Origin of the sequence: Streptomyces sp. ASQP_92 (assembly GCF_025399895.1) — a bacterium.
Classification (GTDB): Bacteria; Actinomycetota; Actinomycetes; order Streptomycetales; family Streptomycetaceae; genus Streptomyces.
The window spans coordinates 41430-51886 of record NZ_JAODUA010000030.1 but is presented as its reverse complement, the minus strand read 5'-3'; the positions used below and the strand labels follow the sequence as shown (position 1 = coordinate 51886).

The window sequence follows — 10457 nt, the reverse complement described above, 5'->3', positions numbered from 1 at the left end:
ACCGGGGGAGACGCTCGCCCGGATCGAGGCGCTGAACGCCGTGACGTACGAGGACTACCGGCAGGCCAAGAAGAAGCTCGCCGAAGAGAAGGCCGCCGCCGGCTGACCGGCGACGGCAGATGGCACGGGCCCCGAACCAGAGCGCGTGTGGTCGGGTAGCCGGAGACCAGCAATGGTCTCCGGCTACCCGACCACAACTGATGTGACTGAGCGCCGCACTTGGCGGAACGGAGCGCTGTGGTTGGCGGACTCCAAACCGGGCCATGTTCCGGTGCTGGGATGAGACTGGATGTATGGATCCGAGTGCAACCGCCCCAGATGATCAGCCGCCCGTTCACTACGTCAGCGACGATGACCACGCGGTTGGTTCCGACGAAGAGGTCACCGTTGGCAAAGCTGGTCCTGGCGGGGTCCAAGGCATCCGTCATATTCGGAATGGCCGCTCTACCGGTGCTGATATCGATGCGGACGGAACGATTACATGGGAAATCGACGGTCCGCCCACGCCCAAGGCGGAGCGCGAGCTTCGCACCGCCCAGCGACTTGTGGAGCACCTCAACAGCCAGTGCGGCCACTGGGGACCAGCCGAGCTGACATCGTCCGATGCCAGGACCGAAGGCGGCATCGACGCGACGGCTGTCGACGAAAGAGGTGGTCCGCCGCTCAAGATCCAGACAACCGTAGTCGAAAGGGACGCTTGGCAGATCCTGAGCCGGGGCGGCGCTCATGCCTCGGAACAGCAGCTTGAGGCGGCAACGGAAAGTGTCCGGCAGGCAATCCTGCACAAGCAGCATCGTCCGAAGCACGGCATCGTCCTCGCTCTGGACGCCACGGATGCCGTTGCAACGGCCTTGCCCCGGGTCGCGGAGGAGTTCGGAAATCGACACGGAGCGTGGGCTGCAGGGCTCGGCTACGACGCAATCTGGATCGTCGGGCCTCCGTCGTTCGTGACTCCGCTAGCACCCTGATGGGAGCGAACCGGCTGCTCAGAGCGGGCGCGCCCTCGCGCCGATTGGCATGCCGAGCGGGCTGCCAAGAAACGCGCTGACCGTTCTGGGATCCGCCGATGCACACGAATGCGGGCTCATCCCGGACGTCCGTGCTCCCACCTATGAGGACATCACCGATAGGGAGTGGGGTGACGTGGCCGCCCGCCATCAGGGTTGATCACGGCGGCCTTCGGCACATTCCGGTTAGCCTCCCAGCCGGGCGCCGCAATGACAGTTCCCGCGCCCGGGTGACACCTACCCTCGCCTAGTCGCAACACGTCCGTCATCTCAACCGCTCAGTCCCGCCAACTTCGGCGCTCATCCGCCATCTGAAGCACTCAGTCACAACTGACTCCGTGCCGCGGCGGACAGCCCTTACGTTTTGTTCGAACACAGTTTCGATAGTTTGAGTTATGGTGGATATCTGGCCACTGGGACAGAAGGGGCAAATGGGGCGCGAGAGCTGGAGGAGTGGATGGGCGGATTCGTGCATCTGCATGCAGCGTCGGGCTATTCGGCCAGGTACGGCGCCTCTCACCCGGACGCCCTGGTGTCCCGTGCCGCCGAGCGCGGCATGACCGCGCTGGCGCTCACCGACCGGGACACCGTGGCTGGAATGGTGCGGTTCGTAAAGGCGTGCGCCGCTCATGGTGTCCGGCCGGTCCTGGGCGTCGACGTCGCGGTCGCGCCGCACCGGAGCACCCAGCCCGAGGGCCCTATGGCCCGTCGGCGGGCCCCGGTCCGTGGGGGTGCGCACGTGGTGGAGCCCGGGCTGCGGGTCACGCTGCTGGCGCGGGATGCGGCGGGGTGGGCGGGTCTGTGCCGGCTGGTGTCCGCCGCACACGCCGCTGATGGCGGTCCGCCAGTAGTGACGTGGCCGATGCTTCATGCGCACGCCGGTGCGGGGCTGACGGTGCTGCTCGGTCCGGTGTCCGAGCCGGTCCGGGCGCTGTCGGCGGGCCGCCCGGACCTGGCGGCTCTTCTGCTGGCCCCGTGGCGGGAGGTCTTCGGTCCGTCGCTGCGGCTGGAGGCGCTTTGGTACGGGCAGGGCGGCACCGGTCCCGGATCGCTGCGGCTCGCGGGACGCACGGTGCAGCTCGGTGACGAGCTCGGCGTCCAGACGGTGCTGACCAATGCCGTGCGCTACGCGGATTCCGCCCAGTCGCGGGTGGCCGACGTCCTGGACGCGGCCCGGCTGCTGCGCCCCATCCCCTTCCGCCACGCCGACCAGTTGGACCCCGGCGAGCGTTGGCTCAAGGACCCGTCCGCGATGGCGGCGGCCGCCGACCGCATCGCCCAGGCCGCAGGCGCTGGTCCGGAGCGGGCCCGCGCCCTGCTGGCCTCCACGATCGCAACGGCGGAGGAGTGCCGCGTCGACCCCGTGGCGGACCTTGGCTTGGGGCGGGCGCATTTCCCTGAGGCGGAGGCGGTCGGGGCGCGCGGCGATGGGGACGTCGACCGGTTGCTGCGGGAGCATGCGCTGGCCGGGATGGCCAGGCGCCGCCTGGAGAAGGACAGCGAGGCGATGGCGCGGCTGGAGGAGGAGCTGGCGATCATCGCGAAGCTCGGGTTCGGTACCTACTTCCTCACCGTGGCGCAAGTCGTGGCGGATGTAAGGGAGATGGGGATCCGGGTTGCGGCCCGCGGCTCGGGCGCGGGCAGCATGGTCAACCACGCGCTGGACATCGCGACCGCCAATCCGCTCGATCATTCGTTGTTGTTCGAGCGGTTCATCAGTGTCCGCCGTTCCAGCCTGCCGGACATCGACATCGATGTGGAGTCCGCGCGCCGGCTGGAGGTCTATGACCGGATCTTCGAGCGGTTCGGGCCGGAGCGGGTCGCGGTGACCGGGATGCCGGAGACCTACCGGGCCCGCTTCGCGCTCCGCGACACAGGCCTCGCCCTGGGCATCGCGCCACACGAAGTGGACCGGATCGCGAAATCGTTCCCGCACCTGCGGGCCTGCGACATCACCGGCGCGCTCGCCGAACTGCCCGAGCTGCGGGGCCTGGCGGCCGAAGCCGGCCGGTACGGGCCGCTGTTCGAGCTGGCCGAGCAGCTGGACGCGCTCCCCCGCGGCTACGCCATGCACCCGTGCGGAGTGATCCTCTCCGACCGCACCCTGCTCGGCCGTCTGCCGGTGCAGCCCACCCCGGGCGGCAACTACCCCATGGTGCAGGGCGACAAGGAGGACGTGGAGGACCTGGGCCTGCTCAAGCTCGACGTGCTCGGGGTGCGGATGCAGTCCGCGATGGCCCACGCCGTCGCCGAGATCCACCGCACCAGCGGCCAGAGCATCGACCTCGACGATCCCGGCCAGGTCCCGCTCGACGACTTCTGGGCCTTCAAGATGATCCAGAACTCCGACACCGTCGGCATGTTCCAGCTCGAATCACCCGGCCAGCAGGACCTGCTCGGACGCCTCCAGCCCCGCGGCCCCCAAGACGTGATCGCCGACATCTCCCTGTTCCGGCCGGGCCCCGTGGCCGGCGGGATGCCGGCGATCTACATCGCGGCCCGGCACGGAGCGGCCCCCGTCTACCCGCACCCCGACCTCGAGCCCGTGCTCGCCGACACCTACGGGGTGACGATCTGGCACGAACAGATCATCGACATGGTCGCGATCCTCACCGGCTGCGACCGGGCCCTGGCCGAAGTCTTCCGCCGTGCCCTCGCCGACCCGGCCCGGCTGCCGAAGCTGAAGACGTGGTTCGAGCACGAAGCCGGCGCCCGCGGCTACTCCCCCACCGTCCTGGCCGACGTCTGGTCGGTGGTCGAATCGTTCGGGGCCTACGGGTTCTGCCGGGCGCACGCGGTGGCGTTCGCCGTGCCCGCGCTGCAGTCCGCGTGGCTCAAGGCCCACCACCCGGCGGCCCTGTATGCGGGGCTGCTGGAACACGACCCCGGAATGTGGCCGGCCCGCGTCATCCTCGCCGACGCCCGCCGTCACGACGTGCCGATCCTGCCAGTCGACATCAACCACTCCCACACCAGCTACCGCATCGAACGCGCCGACACCGACGGCCGGTTCGGGGTGCGCCTCGCCCTGTCGGCGGTCAAGGGCATCCGTGACGACGAAGCCGCCCGCATCGCGGAAGGACAGCCGTACGGGTCGGTGGCGGACCTGTGGCAGCGGGGCCGCCCCACGCTGCCCACCGCCCAGCGCCTGGGCCAGATCGGCGCCCTCTCCCCCGTCGCCGGCGACGCCTCCCGGCGCGATCTGCTGCTCCAGCTGACCGAACTGCACCGCCAGACCCGCGCCCGCCCCAGCAGCGGACAACTGCCCCTGGACACCCGGCCGCTGGCCCAGGGCGCGAGCGGCCTGCCCGAGATGACCGGCCGCGAGCAGCTGGGTGCCGAGTTGGAGATCATGTCGATGGATGTGTCGCGGCACCTGATGGACTACCACCACCGGCTGCTGTCTGAGCTCGGTGCCATCCCCTCCCGGCGCCTGGCCCAGCTGCACGCCGGGCAGCGGGTCCTGGTGGCCGGGGTGCGGGCCTCGACGCAGACGCCGCCGATCGCGTCGGGCAAGCGCGTGATCTTCGTGACCCTGGAGGACGGCACGGGCCTGGTCGACATCGCCTTCTTCGAGGATAGCCACGCCGACTGCGCTCACACGATCTTCCACTCCGGGCTCCTCCTCATTCAGGGCACCGTGGAGCGGCGCGGGCCGCGGCGCACTGTCGTCGGCCACCGGGTCTGGGACCTCGACGAGCTCGCCGTCGAGCGCCGCGACAACGGCCTCGACGCCGCCCTGGCCCTCATCGGCGCCACCACACCCCAGCCCACACCCGCCCAGCCCCAGCCCGACGGCCAAGACCGGGAGCGGGAGCGGGAGCGCGCTCAGGCTGGCGGGCAGCGGACCTTGGTCAACGGAACGGCGGGAGCGAAGCTGCACCCCTACGCCGATCTTGAGCCTGCGGGAACCCGGTCGGCTGATCTCAAAGCCCTGGGCCACACCAGCCAAGGCAGTGCGGGGTGACCGGCGCCATGAACAACCACAGCGGGGACGGCCGGTGCATCATGCGGGTCTTCTTCCACCCCGGCCCCGAGCGCCAAGACGACCAGGACGCGCTGTTCGGCCAGCTGGTGACGCTGGTGGAGGACTTCACTCCGCGCTTCCAGTCGCGTCCGCAGGACCTCGCCGTCGATCTCGACCTCACCGGCGCACTGCGATACCTCGACCGCACCCCCTACGAGGCGGCGCAAGTCCTGGCGCTACGGGCCCTGGCCCTGCACGGAGTGGCGACGACGATTGGTGCCGGTCCTTCGGTGATGGTCGCGGCGATGGCGGCCGAGCTCACGCCGCCCGGCCGCATCACCGTCATCGACCCCGATCCAGATGCGGTCGAAGCGTTCCTGCGCCCCCAGCCCACCGCCCTGCTTCCAGGGGTCGGGCCGGCGACCGCCCGCACGCTGAAACGCTTCGGGATCCGGTGCGTCGGGGAGCTCGCCGACACCCCGCCCGCCACCCTGGCCCGCATCCTCGGCGCGACTCCCGCCCGCGAACTCCACACTCTCGCGCACGGTGTCGACGAACGGCCCGTCCAGCGTGAAGTCCTCGTCCGCTCCACCACCTGCAGCCACCGCTTCGACACCGACGAACTCGACCCGGCCCAGCACCACCGCGCGCTGCTCGCCCTGGCCGACGAGCTCGGCCAGCGCCTGCGCGCCTCGAACGAGGTGTGCCGCGGCCTGGCGATCGTGGTCCGGTACGCCGGCCATTCCTCGACCACCCGCAGCAGACGCCTGCCCGAGGCAACCGCCCGCACCACCGCCCTCACCCGCACCAGCCTCGACCTCTACTGGTCCCTGGGGCTGCAACGGGCCCGCGTACGGAGCTTCGCGCTGCGCGCCGAAGGCCTCGCCCCCGCCCACGAGGCTTTCCATCAGGTGCTCCTGGACCCCGCCGATGACAAGCAGCGCCGCATCGAAGCCGTCGCCGACGCGGCCCGCCGGAAATTCGGCCCGCACGCCATCCGACCCGCCACCCTCGCCGACCCGCCCGTCACCGCGCGCGGCGCCGGACGCCACCGCACCGTCTGAGGAGCCCCTCGTGCTGGACCGCTTCACCCAGTTCTGCGTCCAGGCCCTGCCTCCCAGCGGCCCGGACATCTCCGCCGTCGAACCCTGGCAGGGCGACGGCGCCCCGGCGTACGGCATCGCCGTCACCTTCTCGTCCGGCAGCCGTCTCTGGCTCCAGATCACCGGAGGCCTGGCACCCGGAACCCCGGCCAGCGAGCCCAGCACCCCCGCGAGCGCCCCCGTGCCCGTGCCGCTGCCCGCCCTATTCGACGAAACGGGCACGGTCAGCCCGCTGCGAGCCGAGGCCTACCTCACCGCTGCCCTCACCCACACCGACAGCACCGAGATCGCCGAGGTCTACGGCTACAGCAACCGCCCTGGCCAGCCCGCCCAGCACCCAGGCCTCGGCGTCATCTTCCACAACGGAGCACGCCTGTACCTGCCGTTCGTCCACACCGCCAAGGCCGGGCAAGACCGCGGACGCAGCCCCTTCCGCCTCCAAACCAGCTTCTGACCTGCCACGGCGAACCCACCCGGCTCCGGTCACTCACTCGGCACGAACTAACCGGCTGCCCACGGCTCGCTACGAGGTCGGACGCGTCCTCGCCACCGACGAGGCCACCAAGTGCACGACCACGAGTCGACGGTCGGCAACTACCAACCGTCGGGCAGCTGCTCGCACATTCTCAAGTGGTATGCCGCCCTCCGCCTCGGGGTTTAGATCTACTCTGCCCACATGGCAGACACCACGATCAGGATCAGCAACGAGGCCCGGGACCGGCTGAAGGCTGTCGCCGCCGAACGAGGCGTCAGCGCACGCGCTCTGGCCGAGAGCGTCTTCATGGAGCTCACTACCCGCACGGAGCGGGGCCAGCGGGCCGAACAAGGCCTCGCCTACGTCCGCGCCCATCTCTGTCACGACCTGTCGCCTCACGATATCCAGGAGGCGGCCACCTGGTATGCCGACATCAGTGCAGGCCGGGTAGGGGAAGTGCATTGATCGTCCACGCTCGGCGAACGGGTCCGGCGAAGGAGGCACTGGCGACCTCAGAGGGCGCGCAGGACGGTCACCACCTTGCCGATGATGTCCGCCTCATCGGCGGACAGGGGCTCGAACTCCGGATTGTGCGGGACGAGCCAGGCGTGGCCGGCCGCATCGCGCTGGAACCGTTTCACCGTGGCCTCGCCTTCTAGAAGCGCGGCGACTATGTTCCCGGGCTCAGCCGTCCTTTGACGGCGGACGACGACGGTGTCGCCGTCGCAGATTGCCGCATCCACCATGCTCTGGCCGATCACCTTCAAGGCAAACAGCTCGCCCTCTCCCACCAGATGACGTGGCAGGGCGTAGACGTCCTCGACTGATTCCTCGGCGAGGATCGGGGTGCCGGCGGCGATGCGGCCGACGAGCGGGACGTGAACCACGTCTGCTGGGGTGGCGGCAGATTCCGGGGGAAGGCGCTCGCTCCAGCGGTGCCGGACGCGGTAGGCGCGCGGGCGGTGCGGATCACGGTAGAGGACACCCTTGTTTTCCAGGGCCATCATCTGGTGCGCGACCGACGAGGTGCTTTTGAGTTTGACCGCCCGGCCGATCTCGCGCATCGACGGCGGGTATCCCTGCCGGGCGACCTCTGCCTCGATGAAGTCGACGATCGCGGCCTGGCGGCTGGTGAGTCCGTTGGGTCCGGTACGGACACCGGGCGGGCGACCGGGTCGGGTCACAGCATCAACGGCATACATACAGTGTCCCCCTTGCGGTGCGTCCCGGGACAGTAGCCCACCAACCACAACAAAGGGAACACCATTTCGACAACCGTCCCCAGACGGAGCTCGGTGCGTCGGCGCTGCGGCCCGCTCGCCCTCTTCGCATGGTGTGCGGCGGCTGCCCGGGCGTTCAGGCGGCCGGTCGCCAACGTGCGGGAGACGACCGGCCGCTCAAGCGCCCTCGGGAGCACTCCGCTTCACGGTAAGGCCGCTCCCGCTCCCCCGCGCGGCGACGAGCGCGTGGCTCCGCACCCGGCGATTGCCCCCGGCCTCCACGGACGACGGCGCTCAACCCGCGGGGCGGTCATCGTGCGAGCGTGACGCGCAGGGGCGTGTTGGGGCAGTCGGCGGACTTGGCGTCCAGTGCGTCGTGTTCGGCGGGGTCGATGGACAGCTGCCAGCGGACCTTGATGGTGATCCAGTCGGTGACGTATTCGCAGGTGTCGCCGGCGAACGGGGGCATCCAGGTGGCGGGGTCCTGGTCGGCCTTGGACCGGTTGGATTTCGCGGAGACGGCGACCAGGGCGCGGCGGTCGCCGAGGTCGTTGGCGTAGGCCTCGCGCTCGGTGGCGGTCCACTGGCCGGCGCCGGAGTCCCAGGCTTCGGCGAGGGGGACGCGGTGGTCGATGTCGAGGGCTCTGGGATCGTCGAGGTACTGGTCGTCGTAGGCGGAGTACCAGCGGCCGCCGGACAGCGTGCACTTGGCGCCCTGCTGCGGGTCGAGGAGGGCGTCGCGCTTGAGGACTTCGGCACGGGTGTTGCAGCCGTCCTTGTCCGCGTCGATCCAGTGCTTGAAGGCGGTGCGCTGGTAGCCGGTCCGGTCCTCGGCCTGCATGGGCAGTGCGGCCAGGGCGTCGCGGGCCGGCATGGTGATGACGTCGCCGGCCTTGCCGAACGGGCCGCCCTGCGGAGCAGCCGCGGCCGCGGGTGCCAGGAGCGTCGTGAGCGAGCTGAGCGCGGCGGCCGTGGTCAGGCTGAACGTCGTGATGCGTACACGCACGGTGTCCCCCGGGAAGATCGACAGTGTCGGGTGATCTTCCTAGCGGGGTTGCGACGGTCGAGTCGAGCTGTTCTCCGCCGTGTTCATTCCGGAGCGTGAGAAGAGTGGTCATCGCACAGGGCCCCGCGTTCGTCTACCAACTGGCGTGCAGCCGCGCCCGAGCCTGGTCTGCGGACGAGGTCGTCGCCGAAGTCCTCATCCGTCTCCGGCTCACGCAGTCGGAGGTCCGCGGTGCGGTGGCGTACAGCCGCGACGGGGACCAGCGGCGTGGTGTGATGATGGCAGTTTCCACACCCAGGAATGAACAGCGCGCCTTCCAGCTCGACTTCACCGCCGCAGCCTCGCTACGAAGGTCCCTCCAGGTTTGTGATCTTTGGAGGGATGAGGGTGCGCACCAACGCTATGCGGACTGTGGGGATTGCCGGTGTGCTGGGGGCTCTCGCGGTCGGGGCAATGGCGTCGTCGGTGGCGGCGGCTTCGGGTGAGGAGCCGTGCCGGATCGACACCGATGCGGCCGTCATCCGCCAGGCGCCGTCAACGTCGGCGGCAAGGATGGGGATCGGGTACCGCGACCAGAAGTGCCGCTTCCACGGCTATACCCGCGATGTGGTCTGGGCGCACATCACTATGAAGGGGTCGGGCGTGGACGGCTGGGTGGACCGGCACTTGATCTCCACGGCCAAGGAAGAACTCGCCCGCACCTCTTGATGCGCATTGTTCGCCTGCTGCCCACCGTGCTGGTCGTGCTGGCCGTCAGCACCGGGTGCGTGACCGTTGCCCCCAAGGCCGTGCCGCCTGCCCGGGAGTTCCTGCCTCGCGGAGAGCGGCTGTCCACTGTGGCTCCGGGGCCGTGGTGGCCGGACCCGGTCCAGGCGCCGGCACGAGAAACCCTGGCCCCCGCCTACGGCCCAGCCCCCGCCACCGCAGCCTCGGCAGCCAGCCCCGAACCGCTGGTCCGGCCCGGGCCGGACCAGCCCCAGCACGAACGCCCCGTCTCCCGGCCGCGGCATCCGCACCGAGCAACCGGTCACCCCCCGGCTGACATCCGGCACTCCTCCCCCACACGCCGCCACCCGCATCAGCCTCCTCCTCCTGCGTATGACGCCGGAGCAGTCTGCTCCTGGGCACAGGGCACCGGCTTCGATCCGTCCGTCGTCCGCGCCTGCCGTCAACAGCTCGGCCGCTGAAGCACCTTCCCGGAGCTTCCTGTGACAGAGGTGCGTGCCCTTGGTCCTGCCTCGCCGTTGGACAGGACGACACGTGGGACTCCCGCCCTCCCCCTGGGGCGGATCGTGTTTCCGGTCCTGACGCCCCTTCCTCCCGGCGTCAGGGCCGACGCGTCTACGGACGACGGGCTCGGGTATCGACGGTGACTTTCCGGTCCCGCGCACGGTTGGACGCAGCATCATCTGCCATTCAGGAGGTTCACTCATGTCGAAGGCTCCGCAGGTTCGCGCGTTAGGGGCTGGGGTGCTGGCTGCGGTTGCTCTTGCCCTGGCGGTAGTCCCGGCCTCGTCCGACTCCTACGTCGATGAGCGCGCCAACACGTGCCACGCCGAGGCCGGCAACCCCTGCGCCTACGGGATGGTCGTCACCTACTGGCACCGCCCCGGCTCCCGACAGCGCACACTGAGCTGGATCTACGCCACCCGCAGCCCCGCCAGACCCCACAACCTCGC

8 protein-coding genes are annotated in these 10457 nt (G+C 70.1%); 6 read left to right on the top strand and 2 right to left on the bottom strand.

All coding sequences use genetic code 11. The features are described from left to right. Positions 1-293: 293 nt before the first annotated feature. The 5 genes from N4G70_RS34575 to N4G70_RS34555 all read left to right on the top strand — a co-directional run bounded on the left by N4G70_RS34575 (position 294) and on the right by N4G70_RS34555 (position 7017). Positions 294-968 (top strand): hypothetical protein, encoded by a 675-nt coding sequence (locus N4G70_RS34575; protein ID WP_261716744.1) that lies wholly within the window; start codon positions 294-296, stop codon positions 966-968. Positions 969-1464: 496 nt separating this feature from the next. Then, positions 1465-4974 carry a DNA polymerase III subunit alpha gene (locus N4G70_RS34570; protein WP_261716743.1) on the top strand — a complete coding sequence of 1170 codons (3510 nt, stop codon included), beginning with the start codon at positions 1465-1467 and terminating at the stop codon, positions 4972-4974. Positions 4975-4982: 8 nt separating this feature from the next. After that, complete coding sequence (locus tag N4G70_RS34565) at positions 4983-6038, top strand: DNA polymerase thumb domain-containing protein (protein ID WP_261716742.1); 1056 nt, start codon at positions 4983-4985, stop codon at positions 6036-6038. A gap of 10 nt (positions 6039-6048) precedes the next feature. After that, positions 6049-6531: a hypothetical protein gene (locus N4G70_RS34560; RefSeq protein WP_261716741.1), complete on the top strand. Its 483-nt coding sequence runs from the start codon at positions 6049-6051 to the stop codon at positions 6529-6531. Between the two features lie 222 nt (positions 6532-6753). Continuing rightward, a complete protein-coding gene (locus N4G70_RS34555) occupies positions 6754-7017 on the top strand; it encodes a hypothetical protein (protein ID WP_261716740.1) in 264 nt (87 codons plus the stop codon). Positions 7018-7064: 47 nt separating this feature from the next. Here the strand turns inward: N4G70_RS34555 and lexA are convergent, their stop codons facing one another. Together lexA and N4G70_RS34545 are read right to left on the bottom strand one after the other, a co-directional pair. Then, a complete protein-coding gene (lexA, locus tag N4G70_RS34550; protein WP_261716739.1) occupies positions 7065-7754 on the bottom strand; it encodes a transcriptional repressor LexA in 690 nt (229 codons plus the stop codon). Positions 7755-8082: 328 nt separating this feature from the next. Next, a complete protein-coding gene (locus N4G70_RS34545; RefSeq protein WP_261716738.1) occupies positions 8083-8778 on the bottom strand; it encodes an HNH endonuclease family protein in 696 nt (231 codons plus the stop codon). Between the two features lie 387 nt (positions 8779-9165). On the opposite strand from N4G70_RS34545, the gene N4G70_RS34540 reads away from it, so the two are divergent. Continuing rightward, positions 9166-9486 (top strand): hypothetical protein, encoded by a 321-nt coding sequence (locus tag N4G70_RS34540; RefSeq protein ID WP_261716737.1) that lies wholly within the window; start codon positions 9166-9168, stop codon positions 9484-9486. Positions 9487-10457 lie beyond the last annotated feature (971 nt).

Coding starts and splice junctions, on each gene's coding strand:
- N4G70_RS34570 (WP_261716743.1), top strand. CDS start 1,465: ATGGGCGGATTCGTGCATCTGCATGCAGCGTCGGGCTATTCGGCCAGG.
- N4G70_RS34565 (WP_261716742.1), top strand. CDS start 4,983: ATGAACAACCACAGCGGGGACGGCCGGTGCATCATGCGGGTCTTCTTC.
- N4G70_RS34575 (WP_261716744.1), top strand. CDS start 294: ATGGATCCGAGTGCAACCGCCCCAGATGATCAGCCGCCCGTTCACTAC.
- lexA (WP_261716739.1), bottom strand. CDS start 7,754: ATGTATGCCGTTGATGCTGTGACCCGACCCGGTCGCCCGCCCGGTGTC.
- N4G70_RS34555 (WP_261716740.1), top strand. CDS start 6,754: ATGGCAGACACCACGATCAGGATCAGCAACGAGGCCCGGGACCGGCTG.